Here is a 21,199-nt window from a genome sequence, read left to right on the forward strand (position 1 = left end):
ATAACTGTTTTCAGCGCACCAGCAGGCTGGCTTCGTGCTTTTTCAGCGTCTTGCGGGCGGCCTGGAACGCCTCGACCCCGGCAGGTGCCTTGAGTTCGGGGAACAGCTCCATCAGCTCGCTGCGCTGTGCATTGCCCAGACCCTTGAGGCTGAAGTCGCCGGGCTGGAAGCTTTCGGTCCAGGCGCCGTTCGACAGCACCACTTCGTGCTGGTCGAACATGAAGTGGAAATAGGTGGTGCCCACCGAGTCCACCTGCTGAATGCCCTGACCGCCGATCAGATGCTTGGCCGCGACCAGAACCTCATGCTCGTCAAAGTACAACGCGGTACGGTCGTTGGCCACCAGCAGGCGGTGGTTCGGCGACAGCATCATGTCCCGCTCGGGCAAGCCGTTGCCAAGGCTGCCAGCCTTTATCATCACCGGGCGCAGGTGCGGGTTGCCGGCAAAGTCATGCCAGCCCATTTCCTTGGCGCCCATCCAGCGGATTTCCTGAATGCCATTGTCGCGGGTGATAACCTTGTCACCGACGCGCAGCTGTTCCACCAGAACCTCACCCTTCGGCGTCGCGATCAGCGTGCCGGGGGTAAAGCAGATGATGTTTTCAATGTTGGTGAACTCTGACCGGCCGGTGACGTTGCCATCGGAGTCGAGGTATTCGACATAACCGTCAAAGCCGTTGCCATCGCTGTCAACATTGGTGCGCACCACATTGCGCGGGCCAGTGCCACGCAGATCAAGCGTATCCCAGTCATCGCCTTCGGAACCGCCAAACACCGAGTCGCCTGCGCCCACACCGGTAAAGGTGTCACGGTCTGCCCCGCCAAACGCCTGATCGGCATAGGCATCAGGAACACCTGTCACCGGGTCGCCAAGGTGGATCAGGTCGTCACTGAAGCCGCCGAACAGCGTGTCAGAGCCGTCACCGCCGATCAGCGTATCTTCGCCCGCATCACCGACCAAGAGATCGTTGCCGGTGCCGCCGTCCATCAGGTCATTGTCAAAGCCGCCTTCGAGCGTGTCGTCTCCGGCCCCGCCGTACAGAGTGTCATCGCCGTCGCTGCCTTGCAGCACATCATTGCCGTCGCCGCCATCCAGCAGGTCATCACCCAGACCGCCCTCCAGCAGATCATTGCCGATGCCGCCGTACATGCTGTCGTTGTCACCGCCGCCATACAGCGTGTCATCGCCATGATCGCCATAAAGCGTGTCTTCGCCGGTGCCGCCAAAGATCAGGTCATTGTCAACGCCGCCGTAGATCAGATCATTGCCTTCATCACCCATGATGGTGTCGTCATCGTCCATCCCGTAGATGGTGTCATTGCCGAAACCACCGGTTATGTAATCGGCATTGTTCTGCGGGCGCAGATCGCCTGCGTCGTTGGGGATGTTGATCTGATCGGGGAAGGACAGGTCCAGACCGCCAAAGATCAGGTCATCGCCACGGCCGCCATCAATGCTGTCACGGCCTTCGCCACCGATAATGGTGTCGTTCCCCGCCCCGCCATAAAGCGAGTCGTTGTCCACGCCACCGTCGATGTAATCGTGGCCGTCGCGGCCAAACACCCGGTCGGCATCATCGCCCGAGAAAATCGTGTCGTTGCCGTTGCCACCATAAATGGTGTCACGGTTGTTTTCCGGGTCGGTGTCTGCCGGGTAAAGGCCGGGATAGTCGATATCGGGCAGCGGCAGTGGCACGCGCGTGTCGATCACATCATCGCCGTCGCCGCCATAAATCACATTGCGGCCACCACCTCCGGTGATGGTGTCATCCCCATCGTCACCATGAATCTCGTCATCGCCAGGCCCGCCAAAGATCTGGTCGTTGCCATTGCCGCCAAACACCGTGTTGTTGCCCTCACCGGCAAAAATGGTGTCATTGCCATCGCCCGCCACGATACGGTCATCATTCGGTCCATCACCAGGAATGATCGCATCTTCGCCGTCGACCACATCGCCATCAAACGGGTCAACATATGAGCCATCAATCAGATCATCGCCCGGTGTGCCACGCACGATACCATCGCGGCCATCCATGCCCACCTCGATCACGACCAGCGCATCATCGGTGCCGCCATTCCCGTCCGAGACAGTGTAATTGACCACAGCCGCGCCGGTAAAGCCGGTGTTGGGTGTAAAGGTGATGGTGCCGTCCGGGTTCACGACAACCGTACCATCCGACGTGGTGGGCGTGCCGAGAATGGTAAGCACATCACCGTCAGCATCGGTGTCATTGGCCAGCACATCGACCACAACCGGCGTATTCAGCGCGGTCGCGGCATAATCATCATTCGCCACCGGCACATCATTGACGTTGATGATGGTCACCGCAACGGTGGACGAGGCGGTGTTACCGTCCGGGTCGGTGATTGTGTAGGTGATGGTGTCATCCGGGCCGTTGTAATCACGCTCGGGCGAATAGGTGATGGTGCCATCGGGATTGATGGTCACATCGCCATGATTGGCGGTGGCCGAGGTCACAGTCAGCGGCTGGCCATCCGGGTCAGTGTCATTGGCCAGAACGTCGATCGTGACATCGGTAAACTGCTCTGTGGTCACGCTGTCGGGGTTGGCGACGGGTGCGCCACCGGTCGGGATATTGTCGATCGAGTCAGAGATCGAGAAATACTCAACCGAACCTTTGTAATGTTCGTCGATGTTCTGCAAACTCGCAGGCGGCGAGGTGTCCTGGCTGGCCCCGATCACCCAGTTCTGGTTGATCTCGCCCATATCCATCGTCAGCGTGTTCGGCACAGTGTCGTTAAAGCTGCCGCCTGTGGTCTGGTTGCTGATCTGGACATAGCCTCCGGTACCCGTCGCATCCCAGGAATACGTGACCTTGATCTCGTCGCCCGCGTTCTGAAAGCCGGGTTCGGTTTCATAAACCGTGGTGCCATCGGCACTTTCATGGCTGATCCGGATCGCACCATTCGGCAGGGATTCGATGCGGTAGCCGCCATCGGTTTCCCCGGCGCTGTCACGCGACAGAATGGTGCGCGGTTCGGTCAGCGTGGTGCCGGGTTCCAGGTTGAACTGAATTTCCAATGTACCGCGTGCCAGCTGAAAGGCCGGATCGTTCTGAATCTTGATGAGATCATCAACGCCATCCAGCACGGCACGACCGCCGACAGATGTTGCTCCGTTAAAATAGGTTCCGTCCTGAGCCCCGTTGTCGACAGCGCTGTCAATTGCGGTCGTCGACGGGTCATTCAGATTGTAGAGCGCGATAACCGGCATTGTCCAATTCCTTATAGCATCTGGGCGGCAACACGCCCGACCCGAAAACCCATATCGACCAGAAATCAGGCCGACATATCGGCGTTTCAGCAAAGGACATATGCCCCGCGCCGCTACGCCACGAGACCTGCCGTCTGAGACAACAAAAAGCTGTACTGTCAAAGGCTTGCGCCCGACAGCTCATGTACATACGGATACTGGACCCAACGTTTCCGTCGGACCGGATTCCGGCTTTCTGTTTAGGGTGCCTGGCAGCACACTGTCACAAGACGACCGCCCCCACGGCCATTTGTCTTACCCAGCAAGACGATGTGATGATTACCTGCCATTAAGGCTTACGGAAAGTAAAAAAAGGCAGGCCCTGCGCAGAGATGGCCGCCAATTCTGCTGCGCTCCCGTTAGAAAAACACGTTATGGATGAATTAAACAATCTTAGCGTGTGCAATCAGTCAGCCCTTGTTTCCGTTCCTGCAACTGCCAAAGACGCCAGAATGCCAAAAACCCGCTATTTCCCGCAATTTGCACCGTCACCCCTGCGCGGCCCTCGCCAAGTTTGCCAATCGACGGGAAACAATGGATGAAAAACGGACGGTTGATTAACCACAGCCACATTTCCGCCCGTATTTCAGACACGGTCAGGCAGTCGGGTTGCCGTTCTGGCATCAATTGCAGAGTTTATTCAAGTTTGAAGCGAATCGACGCCCAAACGCCGATGATCCGGCGCGAATCGCGCGCTCAGAAACATCAGGTCTGAAAGGATGGTGCCCGAGGTCGGACTCGAACCGACAAGCCTTGCGGCGGCGGATTTTGAATCCGCTGCGTCTACCAATTCCACCACTCGGGCAACGTGGGTGATCGTTTACCCGCCCCTTTGAGCGGCGTCAACAGGATCAACACACTCAGAGATCATTGGTGGAAAAGGTGTCGCAGGCGGCGATCTGACCGGACTGCAGGCCGGTCACAAACCAGCGCGACCGCTGCTCGGCACTGCCATGGGTAAAGGTGTGCGGCATCGGGCGCTGACCTGCGGCGCTTTGCAACGTGTCATCGCCGATCTGGCGCGCGGCATTCACCGCCTCTTCGAAATCGCTGCGGTCGATGGTGCCAAAGGTCTGCGCGGCGGTGCGGGCCCAGACGCCGGACAGGCAATCGGCCTGCAACTCGATGCGCACCGAAATGGCGTTGCTGTCTGCCGGGCTGGATTGCTGGCGCAACTGGTTCGCCTGCCCCAGAATGCCCAGCTCGTTCTGGACATGATGGGCGATTTCATGGGCCACCACATAGGCAGCGGCAAAATCACCGCGGGCACCAAGCCGGTCTTCCAGAACGGTAAAAAACGCAGTGTCCAGATAGGCTTTGCGATCCGCCGGGCAATAGAATGGCCCCGTCGCCCCGGACGCGCCGCCACAGGGGCTTTGGGTCACATCCTTGAACAGCACCAGGGTGGCCGGGCGATACTCCCGCCCCAGCTGGCTGCGAAACAGTTGCGCCCAGACCTCTTCGGTATCGGCCAGCGTGACCGAGACGAACTCGCCCGCCTCCTGATCGGCCTGCGTCAGTTCGGCAGGCGTGCCGGAAGGTTGAGCGGTGTCCTGCAACAGCGGGGTCACGTCGATGCCAAGGAAATAGCCGATCAGCAGAACCGCAATCACCCCGACCCCGCCGATGCTGCCCGCCTTTGCGCCAGAGCTGCTGCGACGGTCTTCGATGTTGCGGCTGCCCCGCCGTCCGCGCCATTTCATACCCGTCCCCCCATCCCTGATCCCGACCAACACACTAGCGTGATGTATGGTTCCCCGAAAGCGTCCTTGACGCGGCAAAGCCGGCATGGTGCAAGCGCAGCAACGGCAATGGGGGACCAGATGATCCGCGCCTTGTATGACTGGACAATCCGGCTGGCCGAGCACCCCCGTGCGCTTTGGGCTCTGGCCTTTGTGGCCTTTGTCGAAAGCTCGGTGTTTCCGATCCCGCCCGACATTCTGATGATCCCGATGATCCTGGCGGCCCCCCGCCGCGCTTTTGTGATTGCGGGCGTGGCCACGGTGGCTTCGGTGCTGGGGGGCATGTTCGGCTATTGGATCGGCGCGGTGCTTTATGAAAGTGTCGGCCTGCCGGTGCTGGAATTCTATGGCAAGACCGGGAATTTCGAGGTCTTCCGGGAAAGATACAATGAATGGGGCGCTTGGTCGGTCCTGATCGCCGGGGTCACACCATTTCCGTACAAGGTCGTCACCATCCTGTCCGGCACCACCGGGCTGGATCTGGTGGTGTTCACCGTGGCCTCGATTGTGGCACGCGGCTTGCGGTTCTTTGTGGTGGCGGCGCTGCTGTGGAAATTCGGCGCACCCATTCGTGATTTCATCGAGCGCCGGCTTGGGCTCATGTTCACGCTGTTCATTCTGCTGCTTGTGGGCGGCTTTGCTGTGCTGAAGGTGTTGTGATGTTGACCACCCTGCCCTCGCGCGTTCTGGTTGCCCTTGCAGGGGCTGGCTCTGCCGCCCTTTTGGCCGGAGCCTTTGCCTTTCAATACCTTGGCGGGCTGGCGCCCTGTGCGCTGTGCCTGTGGCAGCGTTGGCCGCATGCGGCGGCGGTGGGGATCATGGTGCTGGCGCTGTTGGTGCCGAACCGCTGGCTGATGGTGCTGGGCGCTTTGGCAGCACTGACCACGGCCGCGATCGGCGGCTTTCACATGGGCGTCGAATATGGCTGGTGGGAGGGGCTGCAATCCTGTTCCGGCGGCTCGATTGCCGGGGTCAGCATGGATGACCTGCTGAACCCCAACGCCGCCGTTGCCGCCCCGGTGCGCTGCGATCAGGTGCCATGGGCGCTGTTTGGCATCTCGATGGCCGGGTGGAACATGATCGCCTCGCTCGGGTTGGCCGGGATCTGGCTGCTCGCCGCGCGGCGCGCCTGAGGCTCAGGTCGGAAAGTTCGGGCCAAAGTCAGGGCCGGTGTGGGTCTGGATCAGCGCGCCGCCGCACAGGCGGGCATGTTCCTGAATGGCAAACCGGTCGGTCATGCCCGCGACGTAATCTGCCACGGTGCGCGCCAGTTCGGTCTGGTCGGTGCTGGCCTGCACCGCATGTTCCCATTCCTCGGGCAACAGGGCCGGGTCGGCCATGAAGGCCGAGAACAGATCCTGCACCACCTGCGTCACCTTGGCCCGCACCTCCATCACCGAGGGGGCGCGGTACATGCGGTGGAACAGAAAGCTGCGGATCGCCTTCAGCTCTTGATACAGCGGTTTGGAAAAGCGGATGATGGTGGTGCCCATCATGCGGATATCATCGACCGACTGCGGCTGCGCCGCCTCCAGCCGCCCTTGCGCCACCGCGATCACATCCTCCACCATGCGGCCAAACACCCGGCGCAGCGCCTCATGCCGGCGGCGCATCGGGTCGAGGCCGGGATACAGCGCATCCACCTCGGCAAAGGCGGGGCCAGTGACCGGCAGCTCCATCAGATCGGCCTCGTCAAACAGGCCGGAGCGCAAGCCGTCATGCAGGTCGTGGTGGGAATAGGCCACATCGTCGGCGATGGCCGCCACCTGCGCCTCGGCGGATGCGTGGGTGTGCAGGGCCAGATCCCACTGGGCGTTCACCTCGGCCAGGGCATAGGGCAAGGGGCCTGCATGCTTGGCATCGGCGTTTTCGCCGGTGACCGGGCCGTTATGCTTGGCAATGCCTTCCAGCGATTCCCAGGTCAGGTTCAGCCCGTCGAAATCGGCGTAATGCCGTTCCAGCCGGGTCACGATGCGCAGGGCCTGCGCGTTGTGGTCAAAGCCGCCATAGGGCTGCATCAGCACGGCCAAGGCATCCTCACCCGTATGCCCAAAGGGGGTGTGGCCAAGGTCATGCGCAAGGGCGATGCATTCGGCCAGATCGGTGTTGAGCCCCAAAACCCCCGAAATCGTGCGGGCAACCTGTGCCACCTCGATCGAGTGGGTCAGGCGGGTGCGGTAATAATCGCCCTCATGCTCGACAAACACCTGAGTCTTGTGTTTCAGGCGGCGAAAGGCCGAGGAATGGATGATCCGGTCGCGGTCGCGCTGATAGGGCGAGCGGAAGGACGACATGCGTTCTTCATGCAAGCGGCCGCGGGAGGCATCGGGTTGGCAGGCAAAAGGCGCAAGCATGGAACTGCCCGTTCTTGTTGAAGTCTTGTTCAGCCCTTATATTGCACGATGAACCTCAAGGATATGTGAAAAATCATGGACCTGACCCTGCCCCCCCGTGTCACTGACCGCGCCTTTGCCCGTCTGGCTGAAATTGCCGAAATGACCGGTGAGCAGAAATCGCTGCGCGTCGCGGTGGAGGGCGGCGGCTGTTCCGGCTTTCAGTATGAGATCAAGCTGGATGATCCGGTGCCAGATGATCTGGTGCTGGAGAAAAACGGCCAGCGGGTGCTGGTCGATTCCGTCTCGCTGCCGTTTTTGCAAAACGCGGTGATCGACTTCACCGAAGAGCTGATCGGCGCGCGGTTCGTGATTGAGAACCCCAATGCAAGCAGCAGCTGCGGTTGCGGCGTGTCATTCTCGATGTAAGCGATTGAAAGCCGCGCCATGGGGCGGCTTTTCTTGCGGTTCGCTTGTCCTTATTCGGCAGGCACAGCGCCAGCGGGCTGGCCCTCAACGTGTGACAGCCTTGCCAGCCGATCCACCCGTGCCTGATCCATCAGGGCAATGCCCCCGGCGCACATCACCAGCAACGCCCCGACCACCGTGCTGGCGGCGGGGATTTCGGCAAAGAACACAAAGCCGACCGCGACCATCCACACGAACTGAATGTTCATCAGCGGCAAGGCAACCGGTGCGCGCAGGCGTTGCATCACCAGCACCATGGTCCAGCGGGCCAGAAACAGCAGCACCGAATAGAGCAGGATCCGGCCCACATCGACCAGCGCCATCGGCTGCCATAGCGCGGGCAGCATCAGCGCAGCAACGGCGGCCAGGGCCAGATTGGGATAGAACACCTGCACCAGCGTATTCGCCTCCCGCCGTGCCATCAAGCGTGACAGCACCAGCGAGACTGTGCCCGCAAACGCGCCGCAGAACCCGGCGAGGTGGCCAAGGCTCAGGTCCGACAGGCCTTCGGGAAACAGCATCAGCACCCCGATCAGACCAAGCCCGAGACCGGCCCAAGCCGTCGGATCAACGCGTTCCCCCAGCAGGTGACGCGACATCAGCGCCGACATCAGCGGCATCAGCCCGACAAAGACAAAAATCTCGGCCAGCGGGATCAGCGCGATGGCATAGAAAAACCCCAGCGAGGCCACCACAGTCGCTACGGAACGCCAGATCAGCAGGCCGGGCACCGTGGTCTTCAGGCAACTGGTGGTGAACAGGCCGATCCGCGATCCGGCCCGCGCCGCCAACAGGCTCAGGCCTGCCATGATCAGACCGGAAAGGAAGAACACCTGCGGCGCCTCCAGCCGAGCAGACAGATCCTTGACCGTGCCATCCGCCAACGTCGCCGCCAGCGTCGAGGCGAGCAGAAACCCGACGCCCAGAACCCATGGTGTGCGCAAAGCCTGCATCATCACGCCTTTCCTTGCCGAGATCCTGCACGGGAGAACCCGGCAAAGAAACCATCGAACTCAGGCAGCGATTCGACGATTGCGAGGCGCTGCCGCGCCGGTTCGGACAATTTTGGCAACAACCGCCACCGCATCCGCGACCAATCAGACTGGCGCGCGTCGCCCATGTCGAGCAGTGCCAGGGACAGCTCGTGCAGGGCGGCCCCGTTGCGACGGGGCTGGCGGATCAGACGCGCATTGCCCGGCACACCGCCGCGAAACGCCAGCCCGCCCGACAGGCCAAGCGCCCAATTGAGCACAAGATACTGGTGATAATCATCGTCAAACGGCCCGGCGGCGCTGCACGGCTCGAACGTGACCACATTTGCTGCCTGTGCCACTTCGTTCGCCCAAGGTGCAGGCACGGCCTCGCCCGACAGGCGCAGGGCCAGTGTCACCTCGGCCAGCAGATCAAGATTGCCCTCCAGCCAGGCCACGATACCGGCATGGATCAGGCTAAGCCTGCGCGCCGGATCACGGGCAATGGTCTTGCGACCATAATCGGCGGCATGAAAGACGATGTGGGTCAGGTCATAGGCCGCACGGCGGTTGGGCAGGCAGAATGCGGCGGAATGGGTGGTAAAGCGCGCCAGACGCGCCTCCAGCGCGGTATCCTGTGTATCCACTCCAGCACGGCGCAGCAGCAAAAGCGCCTCCCCCCGGTGGGTATCGGACAGCTCGATCGCAGGCAGATCCTGTGCCTGAACAAAGGCCGCCATCTCTTCGACAGGCGCTTCTGACAGGCCCAGATCGCGCAGATCGACGGCTAGTGACAGATACATACGGTAATACTGCGGGAAAAACTGCAGCTCTTTCACCAAGGCCCCGGCGCGTAGGCGCAGTGGGTCAAGATCCGCCTGCGACCCCGCCCCCAACGCGGCCAGGATCTGCAGCAGTTCGGCATTTTCCTTGAGCCAGAACGCATCATGACTGCCCCGCCTGCGCGTGGCAAACAGGTCGATCAGCGCAGGAATGGCCGGATCACCGGCCAATGATCCCTGACGCAGCAACGAGACAACATTGGTCATGATGTACCCTATGGTTTCAGGGGAGCTGAGTTCGGAGGGGGCACAGAATCGTGGCAGCGACCCTGCCCCCCCTGAGCTGCCTCAGATCTCGGCAACGCTGGTCATCAGGCAGGTCTGGGTTCCGGCAACTTTTCCAGCCAGATCAAGCGATGCCTTGTCCTGGGCAACCGAGGTCATCGCGGCAGACGCCACCGAGGTCATCATGGAGGAGGCGACGGACGTCATCATTGACGAAGCCACTGAAGTCATCATCGACGAAGCTACGCTTGTCATCATCGACGAAGCTACGCTTGTCATCATGGATGACGCAACCGAGGTCATCATCGCAGTCGCGTCGCCCGAGAACATATCAGCACGGGAACAATTTTCTTCAACAACTTCAAGGCGTAGCGCGGTATTCGAGACCATTTTAACCTCCAGGTTTCAGCGATTCGATAGGTCTACGCTAACGGCTCAAATTTGATTCGGACGAGAAAAATTCAATCATAGGTTGTGTTATCCACAGAATTTTTCAGCCTGTGGGTAAGTCCTGCACGACGACCGCATCCGGACTTGCGTTGTGCAGGCCCTTGGCCGATAGCTGTCTGCAAAACAGGAAAGGCAGGGCCATGCTGATTGCGACCTTCAACATCAATGGTATCAAGGCACGGATCGACGCCCTGCCCCGCTGGCTGACAACGGCGAAACCGGATGTGGTCTGCCTGCAGGAAATCAAGTCGGTGGATGCGAGCTTTCCACGCGAAATGTTCGAAGACATGGGCTACCGCGTCGAGACCCACGGCCAGAAAGGGTTCAACGGCGTCGCGATCCTGTCGCGTCTGCCGCTGGAGGATGTGACACGCGGCCTGCCCGGCGATGAGACCGACGAGCAGTCGCGGTGGATCGAGGCCACGGTGATGGCACCGCGCCCGGTCCGGGTCTGCGGGCTGTATCTGCCGAACGGAAACCCGGCACCGGGACCAAAATACGATTACAAGCTGGCCTGGATGGCACGGATGGAAACCCGTCTCCGCGCGTTGCTGGCGTTGGAGGAGCCATTTCTCTGCGCCGGAGATTACAATGTCATCCCACAAGCACAGGACGCGGCAAAGCCCGAAGCCTGGGAAACCGATGCGCTCTACCTGCCGCAGACCCGGCAGGCATACCGCCGCATCCTGAACCTCGGCCTGCTCGACGCCTTTCGCGCACGCGTGCAAGGACCGGGTCACTACAGCTTCTGGGATTATCAGGCCAATGCGTGGGAGCGGAACAACGGCATCCGCATCGACCACCTGCTGCTGTCGCCGCAAGCCGCCGACCGGCTGACCGGCGCAGGCATCGACCGCGAGGTGCGCGCGGGCGACAAGCCGTCAGATCACGTGCCGGTCTGGGTCACGCTGGAAGACTGACCCCGCCGCCTGCGGGCGTGCAGCATCGACATCGTGTAGATCACCAGTGCCGCCCAGATCATCGGGAACGCGATCAGCCGGACCGCGCCAAAGGGCTCGCCAAACACAAAGACCGCGATCAGAAAAATCATGGTCGGGGCGATATATTGCATCATCGCAATGGTCGACAGCCGCAGACGCTTGGCCCCGTTGGCATAGATCATCAGGGGGATGGCGGTGACGATTCCGCTGCCGATCAGCAACAGATCATCGCGGCCCACGCCCTGCAGAAAATGCGCGTTCCCCTGAACTTGCGCCCAGATCACGTAGCCAAGCGCCAGCGGGGCCAGCAGCATGACTTCCAGCGTAAAGCCCTGATTGGGACCGATCGGCAGCGACTTTTTCAGATAGGCATAAAAGCCCCAGCTCACCGTCAGACTCAGCGCCACCACCGGCAGACGCCCGGCCTCGATGGTCAGCAGGATCACGGCAGCACCGGCCAAGGCGATTGCCGCCCATTGCGCGCCGGTCAGACGCTCCTTGAGCAGAACCCGGCCCAACAGCACAGAAAACAGCGGGTTGATGTAATAGCCAAGCGCGGCCTCCAGCGCAAAACCGGCGCCGATGGCCCAGACATAGATGCCCCAGTTGACCGAGATCAGCGTCGCGGTAGCAGCACCCATCATCAGGGTGCGCGGCGTGCGAAACGCCTGCCGCAGATCCTGCGTCCGTCCCAGCCAGATGATCACCCCAAGCGCAATCGGCAGCGACCACAGCACCCGATGCGCGATCACCTCGGCCGGCGGCACATGGGCCAAAGCCTTCATATACAGCGGCAAAAAGCCCCAGAACACATAAGCGGTCAGGGCGTAGAAAAAGCCGGACAGGCTGTCTTCGTTCTTTGGGGGGGATGCATCAGTCATGCTGCCCGCATAGCGCTTTGGCCGCCCTCCCACCAATGGCATTTTGTGACGGGCACAATCACGGGAAGCGATCCCGACGCCCTCAGCGCGGCAGATCAAACTCCGGCGCGGCCAGCACAAAACCGGCAAAATCAAATCCGGGGCTGACGGTGCAGGACACAAGACTGAAATCGCCGGTCGAACGTGCGGCCTGCCAGTGCCCGGTGGGCACCACGACCTGCGGCATTTGCCCGGCCAGCACCTCCGGCCCCAAGAGATGATCCACCGCCCGCGCCACGCCGACCGACAGCACCACCGGCGCGCCGGCATGCCAGAGCCAGATTTCATCAGCATCGACATGGTGCCAGTGACTGCGCTCGCCCGCTTTCAGCAAAAACAGGATCGCCGTGCCGCTGGCCCGACCCTCAATGACCGGCCCCACCCATGTCTGACGATACCAGCCGCCTTCGGGATGCGGGGCAAGGTTCAGCCGGGCAATGATCTCATCCGCCTGTTCCATATGCCCCGCCTTTGCATTGCTGCTTTCCAAATACTCCCGCCGGAGGCTCCCGGACGTGCCACAAGAGCCTCCGCCGAAAGTCTGTCTCACCCCTTCAGGATCGACCGTCCGGCATATTCCGCCGTCTCGCCCAGCATTTCCTCGATGCGGATCAGCTGGTTGTATTTTGCCAACCGGTCAGAGCGTGACAGAGAGCCGGTCTTGATCTGGCCGCAGTTGGTGGCGACCGACAGATCGGCAATGGTGCTGTCTTCGGTTTCGCCCGAACGGTGGCTCATCACATTGGTGTAGCGCGCGCGATGCGCCATATCGACGGCTTGCAGCGTCTCAGTCAGGGTGCCGATCTGGTTGACCTTGACCAGCATGGAGTTGGCAACGCCCTTCTTGATGCCTTCGGCCAGACGCTTGGGGTTGGTCACGAACAGATCGTCGCCCACCAGCTGGATCTTGTCGCCGATGGTGTCGGTCAGCAGTTTCCAACCTTCCCAATCGTCCTCCGAACAGCCGTCTTCGATGCTGATGATCGGATAGTCGGCAGCCAGTGAGGCCAGGAACGCGACATTTTCAGCGATGGTCAGCGATTTGCCTTCGCCCTTCATCTCATACTTGCCGCCCTTGAAGTATTCGGTCGCGGCGCAATCAAGGGCCAGATACATATCCACGCCCGGCTTGAACCCGGCCTTTTCGATGGATTTCAGAATGAAATCAAGCGCGTCGCGGGCGGAGTTCAGGTTGGGCGCAAAGCCGCCCTCGTCGCCGACATTGGTGTTATGGCCAGCCTGTTGCAGCTCTTTCTTGAGCGTGTGGAACACTTCCGACCCCATGCGGATCGCGTCACGGATGTTGTCCGCGCCGACCGGCATGATCATGAATTCCTGAATATCAATCGGATTATCCGCATGTTCGCCGCCGTTGATGATGTTCATCATCGGCACAGGCAGAACGCGGGCCGAGGTGCCGCCGATGTAGCGGAACAGCGGCTGCGCGGTGAATTCGGCGGCGGCTTTGGCGACGGCCAGCGACACGCCCAGAATGGCATTGGCCCCCAGACGGGATTTGTTCGGGGTGCCGTCCATCTCGATCATGGTGCGGTCGATGCCGACCTGTTCGGTCGCGTCATAGCCCACCAGCTCTTCGGCCAGCTCGCCGTTGACGGCTGCAACCGCCTCCAGCACGCCCTTGCCCTTGTAGCGGTTCTTGTCGCCGTCGCGCTTTTCATTGGCCTCATGCGCGCCGGTCGAGGCACCCGAGGGCACGGCGGCGCGTCCCATGGCGCCGCTTTCCAGCGTCACGTCCACTTCAACAGTGGGATTGCCGCGGCTGTCGAGGATTTCGCGGGCGTGGATGTCGATGATCGTGCTCATGGGGGCTCCGTTCTGCGGATGATGCTCTCGGCCCCGTCTTTACCTTGGGTCGGCCTTCATGGAAAGGGCGCGCTTGACCCTGGCTTCGCGGGCAAAGGTGTACAGCCCCGATCCGATGACCAGTGCGGCCCCGGTCAGCATCCAGACATCGGGGCGTTCGCCAAGGAAGATCATCGCCAGAATCATCGCAAACACCAGCCGCGCATAGCGGAACGGGGCCACGACCGAGACTTCGCCAAGGCGCATCGCGGCGGTGACGGCGTAATAGGCGAACAGCCCGGTGATCAGTGCGCCGGTCAGATCGACCCATTGCGACGGGTCAATGGCTTGCAGGGATTGGCCCTGCATCGCCATCAGGATCAGCCCCGCAGGCACCAGCCCCAGATAGGCCCATGTGGTCAACTGGAACGTGCCGATGCTGACATGCATCACCCGTGTTGACAGATCCCGCGACGCCATAAGGAACACACAGGCCACCGTCAGCAGGCCTGCCAGACGAAAGCCCTCGGTTCCCGGTTGCAGGATGATCAGAACGCCAAGGAAGCCGACCGCGATGGCGGTCCACCGCCGCCAGCCGACTTTTTCCCCCAGAAACAGGGCCGCCCCCATGGTCACAACCAGCGGCGAGGCTTGCAGCAGCGCCGAATTGACCGACAACGGGATCAGCGCCAGTGCGGTGATATAAAGCATGGCAGCCAGCGCCTCAGACAGTGTGCGCAGCGCCGCCGCCCCGGTCAGGGCACGGCGGGTCAGGATCGGCTGGCGCAGACGGGCGGCAAACAGCCAGAACACCACTGCGCCCCCCGCCCCCATCATCGCAATCACCTGTCCCGGCGGCATCGCAGTGGCGGCGCGTTTCAGGAACAGGTCTTCCAGCGCAAAGCCCGCCATGCTGGCCACCATCAACCCAGCGGCACGCGGATTATCGGCGCTGCTCACGGTTTTTGTGATTTGGCGACAGGGACACCCAGCAATTCCAGCCGATGGCCGATCAAACGATACCCCAGACGGGCGGCGATACGCTCTTGCAGCTCTTCGATTTCAGGATCGACAAATTCGATCACCTCGCCGGAATTCACGTCGATCAGGTGGTCATGGTGATCGCGCTCTGCATCTTCATAGCGGGCCCGGCCATCGCCGAATTCCAGCTTTTCCAGAATGCCCGCCTCTTCGAACAGTTTCACCGTACGGTAGACGGTTGCCAGCGAGATGCGCGGGTCGATCCGCGCGGCGCGGGCATACAGCTCTTCGACATCGGGATGGTCCTCAGACTCGCCCACCACGCGGGCGACGATGCGGCGCTGTTCGGTCATTCGGAGGCCTTTGGCCTCACAACGGGCGATGATGTCGGTCATTGGCGTGCTTTGCAGGCAAGGTGTCGTTCCGCTTTAGCCCAGAGGTGCCACGCGCGCCACCCCTTTGGTCGCGTGGTATCGGCAAAGAGGCCGCGAGCGGCGAACCATATCTTGCGGTTCGCTCCGCTGGCTGCACATCCCGTCGCGGCTAAACTGTGTCGCGGGGCGAAGGAAGGCCGGCCGGATGCCTCTTGTGATTCTTCTGGCGAGCCTGCCTATGGCCCCCCGGTCACAGTGACGCAGACCGGGGGGACCAATGCAGGGCCCTGCGGGAATCACCTTGTCAGTCAGGCGCACATAATCATCCCCAGGCCAGCCGATATTCAGACCGGATCTTAGCCCCTTGCGACAAACCTGCGGGTTCGCAGGGGAATTCTGTGATCCGGGCCGCGGCCTTGTCAAACTGTCCAGAGGTTTATCCGCAGATATGTCCACAAGCGCTGCGCCGGTATCCTGAGTTATGCAGCGGGATGCACAAAAAGGCGCAGGTCAGGGTCAAGCATTATTTCGCCCCGGCTTTGTAAAAAAGTGGTTGCCGAGACCTGATCCTTACGACAGTTTGACAAACGAACCCGGCGACACACTAAATATAGTGGTCCGCGGGACGGGGCAAAGACCCATCGAGCAGGTCCTCGCTGTGTGGCGAAACCGTCTTGTCTGCACAGCGCAGGCAAGACCCGACGCTGTTTGCCCCCTCTCTGCCGCCGGGTGATTTGGGGATCAACAGGCCGCGACCGGGCATCAACCGGGGCCATGCAACGAGGACGGGGCAGATGAAAATCGAGCGGAAGTTTACGACCGAGGCAACGGGCGCGTATGGGGCGATGGGGTTCACCACCACCCTTTCTGAAATCCGCAATCCCGATGGCAAGATCGTCTTTCGCAATGAGGCCGTCGAAGTTCCCGAAGGCTGGAGTCAGGTCGCCTCGGATGTGCTGGCCCAGAAGTATTTCCGCAAGGCGGGCGTGCCGGCGCGCCTGAAACGCGTCAAGGAAAAGGGTGTTCCCACGTTCCTCTGGCGCTCGGTTGCGGATGAGGCGGCGCTTGCCGATCTGCCGCAAGACCAGCGCATCGTGGGGGAGACCAGCGCCAAGCAGGTGTTTGACCGTCTGGCCGGGGCCTGGACCTATTGGGGCTGGAAAGGCGGCTATTTCACCACCGAAGCCGACGCACAGGCCTATTATGACGAGATGCGCTTCATGCTGGCGCGCCAGATGGCAGCTCCGAACAGCCCGCAATGGTTCAATACCGGCTTGCACTGGGCCTACGGCATCGACGGCCCGTCGCAGGGGCATTTCTATGTCGATCACCAGACCGGCAAGCTGACCCGATCCACCTCTGCCTATGAACATCCGCAGCCGCATGCCTGCTTTATCCAGTCGGTCAAGGATGATCTGGTCGGCGACGGCGGCATCATGGACCTGTGGGTGCGCGAGGCGCGGCTCTTCAAATACGGCTCGGGCACCGGCACCAACTTTTCCTCGCTGCGCGGCGAGGGCGAAAAGCTGTCGGGCGGCGGCAAATCGTCGGGGCTGATGGGATTTCTGAAGATCGGCGACCGGGCGGCGGGAGCGATCAAATCAGGCGGCACGACGCGGCGTGCGGCCAAGATGGTGATCTGCGATATGGATCACCCCGATATCGAGGCGTTCATCAACTGGAAGGTCATCGAAGAACAGAAAGTCGCCTCGCTGGTCGCCGGATCAAAGCTGCATGAGGTGCGGCTGAACGAAATCTTTACCGCGATCCGGCAGTGGGATGGCTCTGCCGAGGATTCGGTTGATCCGGCCAAGAACGCGGCGCTGAAGGCGGCGATCAGGTCGGCGAAAAAGTCGATGATCCCCGACACTTATACCAACCGCATTCTGCAATACGCGAAGCAGGGCTACACCAGCATCGAATTCCCCACCTATGACGTGGACTGGGATTCCGAGGCCTATGTCACCGTGTCGGGCCAGAATTCCAATAATTCGGTCCGCGTAACCGATGCCTTTTTGCAGGCCGTGAAAGCCGATGCCGACTGGGCCCTGATCCGCCGCACCGATGGCAAAGAGGCCAAGACCATCAAGGCGCGCGATCTGTGGGATCAGGTCGGCCATGCCGCATGGGCCTGCGCCGACCCCGGCATCCAGTTCCACGACACGGTTAACGCCTGGCACACCTGCCCCGAAGACGGCGCGATCCGTGGGTCGAACCCGTGCTCGGAATACATGTTCCTGGATGACACCGCCTGCAATCTGGCGTCGATGAACCTGCTGACGTTCTTTGGCAACGGAAAATTCGATGCCGAGGCCTATATCCATGCCTCGCGGCTGTGGACCATCACCTTGGAAATCTCGGTGATGATGGCGCAATTCCCGTCACCGGAAATTGCGCAGAAGTCGTATGATTTCCGCACGCTGGGGCTTGGTTATGCCAATATCGGCGGCTTGCTGATGAACATGGGCCTTGGCTATGACAGCAAGGAAGGCCGCGCCCTGTGCGGCGCGCTGACCGCGCTGATGACCGGCGTGGCCTATGCCACCAGTGCCGAGATGGCGGCCGAACTGGGCGCTTTCCCCGGCTACGCCCGCAACCGCGCGCATATGCTGCGGGTGATCCGCAACCACCGCGCTGCCGCCCATGCGACGGGAAAATATGAGGCGGTAAACGTCAACCCGGTGGCGCTGGATCACATCAACTGCCCCGACCAAGCGCTTGTTGCACTTGCAAAATCCGCCTGGGACGAGGCATTGGCTCTGGGCGAGGCGCATGGCTATCGCAATGCGCAAACCACGGTGATCGCCCCGACCGGGACCATCGGTCTGGTGATGGATTGCGACACCACCGGCATTGAGCCCGATTTCGCCCTGGTCAAATTCAAGAAACTGGCGGGCGGTGGCTATTTCAAGATCATCAACCAGTCGGTCCCTGCGGGGCTGGAGGCCTTGGGCTATCCCAGCCACCAGATTGCCGAGATCGTGGCCTATGCCGTCGGCCATGGCTCCATCGCACAGGCCCCGGCGATCAACCACACCTCACTTTTGGGTCACGGTTTTGGCCCGCGCGAGATCGAGAAGATCGAAAGCTCCCTGCCATCGGCCTTCGACATCCGCTTTGTGTTCAATCAATGGACGCTGGGGGAAGAGTTCTGCAAAGGCACGCTGGGCATTCCGGCCGAAAAACTGGCCGACCCGACCTTTGACCTGTTGCGCCACCTTGGGTTCACCAAGGCCCAGATCGACGCCTGCAACAACCATGTTTGCGGCACCATGACACTGGAAGGCGCGCCGTTCCTGAAAGAAAAGCACTATTCGGTCTTCGATTGTGCCAATGCCTGCGGCAAGACAGGCAAGCGCTATCTGTCGGTTGACAGCCATATCTACATGATGGCTGCCGCACAGTCGTTCATCTCGGGTGCAATTTCCAAGACCATCAACATGCCGAACGCGGCGTCGATCGAGGAAACGCTGGCGGCCTATGAGTTGTCGCATTCATTGGGGATCAAAGCCAATGCCCTGTACCGAGACGGATCGAAACTGAGCCAGCCGCTGGCATCGGCACTGATTGAGGATGATGAAGAGGCTGAGGAAGTCCTTGCCACCGGATCACTTCATGAAAAAGCGGCCGTGATTGCCGAAAAGATCGTTGAAAAGGTGATCGTAAAGGAAATTGTCCGAAGCCACCGCGAAAAACTGCCCGAACGGCGCAAGGGCTATACTCAAAAGGCCATCGTCGGCGGCCACAAGGTATATCTGCGCACCGGCGAGTATCAGGACGGCAGCTTGGGCGAAATCTTCATCGACATGCACAAAGAAGGTGCCGGCTTCCGCGCCATGATGAACAACTTCGCCATCGCAGTGTCGGTCGGCCTGCAATACGGGGTGCCGCTGGAAGAGTTTGTGGAGGCCTTCACCTTCACCCGCTTTGAACCGGCAGGCATGGTGCAGGGCAACGACAGTATCAAGAATGCGACGTCAATCCTCGACTATATATTCCGTGAACTGGCGATCTCCTACCTCGACCGTACCGATCTGGCGCATGTCAAACCTACTGGCGCGTCATTTGACGATCTTGGCCGCGGCGATGATGAAGGCAAGCCGAATCTGGCGCCGATGAATGACGCCGCTGCCTCGCGCGGCCTGGAAGTGCTGCGCCAGATCTCCTCGACAGGGTATCTCCGCAAGCGTTTGCCGCAGGAACTCGTGGTGCTGCAAGGTGGTATGGGGGCAACCGCGCTGGCCAATGGCACTGATCCGGTGTCTGTGCTCAACACGCTGATGCCTCAGGCGCGCACAACAGGATTATCGGAAAGCAGCTCAACATTTGCAATCGGCACAGCCACGTCCATGGACGCCCGTACTAAAGCCAAAATGCAAGGTTATGAGGGCGATCCCTGTGGGGAATGCGGAAACTATACGCTGGTTCGGAACGGAACCTGTATGAAGTGCAATACCTGTGGCGGTACGTCCGGATGTAGCTGAGCGCCTTTCGCGGCATTTGTCGTTTTGCACGTAACTCGCAACTTCGGGCGGATGTTAAAGGCTAAACTGTTGAAATGATTGCCACCGTCAAAACTAGCGGCGGCAGTTTCCATTTAGGCCCAACCATCGACATTCTGCCGAAGCGGGAAATTCAAAGCCTTTCCCCGCGTGACTCGACATTTTCAGAGGCCGACGGCATCGTTGGAAGCGTGGTTGCGAGGGCCGAATGAACACCGGATTGGACCCAAAAGACGAATGGCGACATCTGCCAAAGAGGCGTTTGGAGATCTTTCCACTCGAGAGCGCCACGTCCGTTGCGTCTCATCTTGCCCGGCAGAAAGGTGCCCCTTCGCTCGCAAGCTGGTGCACCGATGTCGGGATTGCCCTGTCTGATCTAACAGCGGGCCAGAGAGTCGCACTTGCGCGGTTGGCACAGCTCGGAGAAGTCGACATCGGCGTTTTGTCTCATCACGCGGTCATTGATAAAGGCCGCCACGGGGTGCTGCTGCTTGGGCATGACATGCGGGGTTGCGCACTCTCATGAGGGCGGGTCCGAGTATGCCCGGCCTGTTTGCGGGAAGACCTTCGGAAGAACCCGCAGCGGCCTCTTCAGATGTTTGGTCGCGCAATATGGCAGATGACAAAGGTGGCTGCGGAAATCTGAACAGCTGGGATGAGTGGATTTTCCGAGCAATGGCGGCATGATGCTGCAAGCGAGGAGAGGGCCATGGCAAGACGACCACGCCGGCACCACAGCCCGGCATTCAAGGCGAACGTGGCGGTAGCTGCGATCAAGGGCGAGAAGACGTTGATCGAGCTGGCGCAGGATTTCGACGTTCACCCGAATCAGATCAAGCAGTGGCGAGATCAGCTGCATGAGAGCGCGACAGGGGTGTTCGGGGCAGCCCCAACTGCCGAGCCTGAGCCGACCATCGATGTGAAGACCCTGCATGCGAAGATCGGAGGGCTGACGCTGGAGAACGGTTTTTTGTCCGGCGCCTTCGGCAAGGCGGGTCTGTTGCCGAGCGCAAGAAAATGATCGATCCCACCGCCAGGCTGAGCGTCAGTCGACAAGCCATCGTTCCCATCCGCTCTGAAAAAAGAGTGACGGAAATGCAGACCGGAGCCAACAAAATGATGGCGCGCGTCGATTGGGCAAAAGAGATCGTCGCAAAGTTGAAAAACAAGTTCTTTCCCAACAGCACCTATGACACGTTTGAACTACGAGCTTTCTAGGGTCAGGACTTCGGTAACGGGGTCGTCGCAGTCAAGCGTTTTTGCGCATGCGGGATTCACCGCCGGACCGCGGTTTTGTCCTTTGAACACTTGATCTGCTTCCCTTCTCGGCAGCCTTCGCCTGAGGTCGACCCGGGTGCATGCTTCGGTCCGTG

The 21,199-nt window shown here is 60.8% G+C and carries 16 protein-coding genes, 1 tRNA gene and 1 pseudogene; 6 read left to right on the forward strand and 12 right to left on the reverse strand.

What is annotated here, in order from left to right; genetic code table 11:
- Nucleotides 1–10 precede the first annotated feature (10 nt).
- The 3 genes from D1012_RS17080 to ypfJ all read right to left on the reverse strand — a co-directional run bounded on the left by D1012_RS17080 (nt 11) and on the right by ypfJ (nt 4,977).
- Nucleotides 11–3,235, reverse strand: coding sequence for a Hint domain-containing protein (locus tag D1012_RS17080; protein WP_158569380.1), 3,225 nt, complete (start codon nt 3,233–3,235; stop codon nt 11–13).
- Between the two features lie 759 nt (nt 3,236–3,994).
- A tRNA-Leu gene (locus D1012_RS17090) sits at nt 3,995–4,079 on the reverse strand.
- Nucleotides 4,080–4,134: 55 nt separating this feature from the next.
- Nucleotides 4,135–4,977, reverse strand: a complete 843-nt coding sequence (ypfJ, locus tag D1012_RS17095; RefSeq protein WP_118155123.1) for a KPN_02809 family neutral zinc metallopeptidase — start codon at nt 4,975–4,977, stop codon at nt 4,135–4,137.
- Between the two features lie 120 nt (nt 4,978–5,097).
- Here ypfJ and D1012_RS17100 point away from each other — a divergent pair, with 120 nt between their 5' ends.
- On the forward strand, nt 5,098–5,676 hold the full coding sequence (locus tag D1012_RS17100; RefSeq protein WP_118155225.1) for a YqaA family protein: 579 nt from the start codon (nt 5,098–5,100) through the stop codon (nt 5,674–5,676).
- Nucleotides 5,676–6,149 (forward strand): disulfide bond formation protein B, encoded by a 474-nt coding sequence (locus D1012_RS17105; protein WP_118155126.1) that lies wholly within the window; start codon nt 5,676–5,678, stop codon nt 6,147–6,149. The genes D1012_RS17100 and D1012_RS17105 overlap by 1 nt, the downstream gene beginning before the upstream one ends.
- 3 nt (nt 6,150–6,152) lie before the next feature.
- Here the strand turns inward: D1012_RS17105 and D1012_RS17110 are convergent, their stop codons facing one another.
- The gene (locus D1012_RS17110; RefSeq protein ID WP_118155129.1) at nt 6,153–7,370 is read right to left on the reverse strand and encodes a deoxyguanosinetriphosphate triphosphohydrolase; all 1,218 of its coding nucleotides are present in this window, start codon (nt 7,368–7,370) and stop codon (nt 6,153–6,155) included.
- Nucleotides 7,371–7,451: 81 nt separating this feature from the next.
- Here D1012_RS17110 and D1012_RS17115 point away from each other — a divergent pair, with 81 nt between their 5' ends.
- Complete coding sequence (locus D1012_RS17115; RefSeq protein ID WP_118155228.1) at nt 7,452–7,778, forward strand: HesB/IscA family protein; 327 nt, start codon at nt 7,452–7,454, stop codon at nt 7,776–7,778.
- A gap of 50 nt (nt 7,779–7,828) precedes the next feature.
- Here the strand turns inward: D1012_RS17115 and D1012_RS17120 are convergent, their stop codons facing one another.
- The 3 genes from D1012_RS17120 to D1012_RS22510 form a co-directional block, all read right to left on the reverse strand.
- Complete coding sequence (locus D1012_RS17120; protein WP_118155132.1) at nt 7,829–8,773, reverse strand: DMT family transporter; 945 nt, start codon at nt 8,771–8,773, stop codon at nt 7,829–7,831.
- Nucleotides 8,773–9,837 (reverse strand): DUF6902 family protein, encoded by a 1,065-nt coding sequence (locus D1012_RS17125; protein WP_118155135.1) that lies wholly within the window; start codon nt 9,835–9,837, stop codon nt 8,773–8,775. Before D1012_RS17125 ends, D1012_RS17120 begins: the two co-directional genes overlap by 1 nt.
- 81 nt (nt 9,838–9,918) lie before the next feature.
- Nucleotides 9,919–10,245 carry a hypothetical protein gene (locus D1012_RS22510; protein WP_147335727.1) on the reverse strand — a complete coding sequence of 109 codons (327 nt, stop codon included), beginning with the start codon at nt 10,243–10,245 and terminating at the stop codon, nt 9,919–9,921.
- 200 nt (nt 10,246–10,445) lie between these two features.
- Between D1012_RS22510 and xth the strand changes: the two genes are divergently transcribed.
- On the forward strand, nt 10,446–11,225 hold the full coding sequence (gene xth / locus D1012_RS17135; protein WP_118155141.1) for an exodeoxyribonuclease III: 780 nt from the start codon (nt 10,446–10,448) through the stop codon (nt 11,223–11,225).
- On the opposite strand, the gene rarD is transcribed toward xth, so the two are convergent.
- The 5 genes from rarD to D1012_RS17160 all read right to left on the reverse strand — a co-directional run bounded on the left by rarD (nt 11,192) and on the right by D1012_RS17160 (nt 15,345).
- Nucleotides 11,192–12,127 (reverse strand): EamA family transporter RarD, encoded by a 936-nt coding sequence (gene rarD / locus D1012_RS17140; RefSeq protein ID WP_118155231.1) that lies wholly within the window; start codon nt 12,125–12,127, stop codon nt 11,192–11,194. The two genes, xth and rarD, sit on opposite strands and share 34 nt — an antisense overlap.
- 82 nt (nt 12,128–12,209) lie before the next feature.
- Nucleotides 12,210–12,626: a cupin domain-containing protein gene (locus D1012_RS17145; RefSeq protein WP_118155234.1), complete on the reverse strand. Its 417-nt coding sequence runs from the start codon at nt 12,624–12,626 to the stop codon at nt 12,210–12,212.
- A gap of 86 nt (nt 12,627–12,712) precedes the next feature.
- On the reverse strand, nt 12,713–13,990 hold the full coding sequence (gene eno / locus D1012_RS17150) for a phosphopyruvate hydratase (RefSeq protein WP_118155144.1): 1,278 nt from the start codon (nt 13,988–13,990) through the stop codon (nt 12,713–12,715).
- Nucleotides 13,991–14,029: 39 nt separating this feature from the next.
- Entirely contained in the window at nt 14,030–14,929 is a 900-nt protein-coding gene (locus D1012_RS17155; RefSeq protein WP_233517160.1) for a DMT family transporter, read from the reverse strand.
- A complete protein-coding gene (locus tag D1012_RS17160; protein WP_118155146.1) occupies nt 14,926–15,345 on the reverse strand; it encodes a Fur family transcriptional regulator in 420 nt (139 codons plus the stop codon). The genes D1012_RS17155 and D1012_RS17160 overlap by 4 nt, the downstream gene beginning before the upstream one ends.
- Before the next feature lie 773 nt (nt 15,346–16,118).
- On the opposite strand from D1012_RS17160, the gene D1012_RS17165 reads away from it, so the two are divergent.
- Nucleotides 16,119–19,808 (forward strand): vitamin B12-dependent ribonucleotide reductase, encoded by a 3,690-nt coding sequence (locus D1012_RS17165; RefSeq protein ID WP_118155149.1) that lies wholly within the window; start codon nt 16,119–16,121, stop codon nt 19,806–19,808.
- Nucleotides 19,809–20,535: 727 nt separating this feature from the next.
- Nucleotides 20,536–20,891, forward strand: a pseudogene (locus D1012_RS17170) (transposase); the annotation flags it as partial.
- Between the last annotated feature and the right edge of the window lie 308 nt (nt 20,892–21,199).

The sequence above is a fragment of the Pseudotabrizicola alkalilacus genome, assembly GCF_003443995.1.
Taxonomy (GTDB): Bacteria; Pseudomonadota; Alphaproteobacteria; order Rhodobacterales; family Rhodobacteraceae; genus Pseudotabrizicola; species Pseudotabrizicola alkalilacus.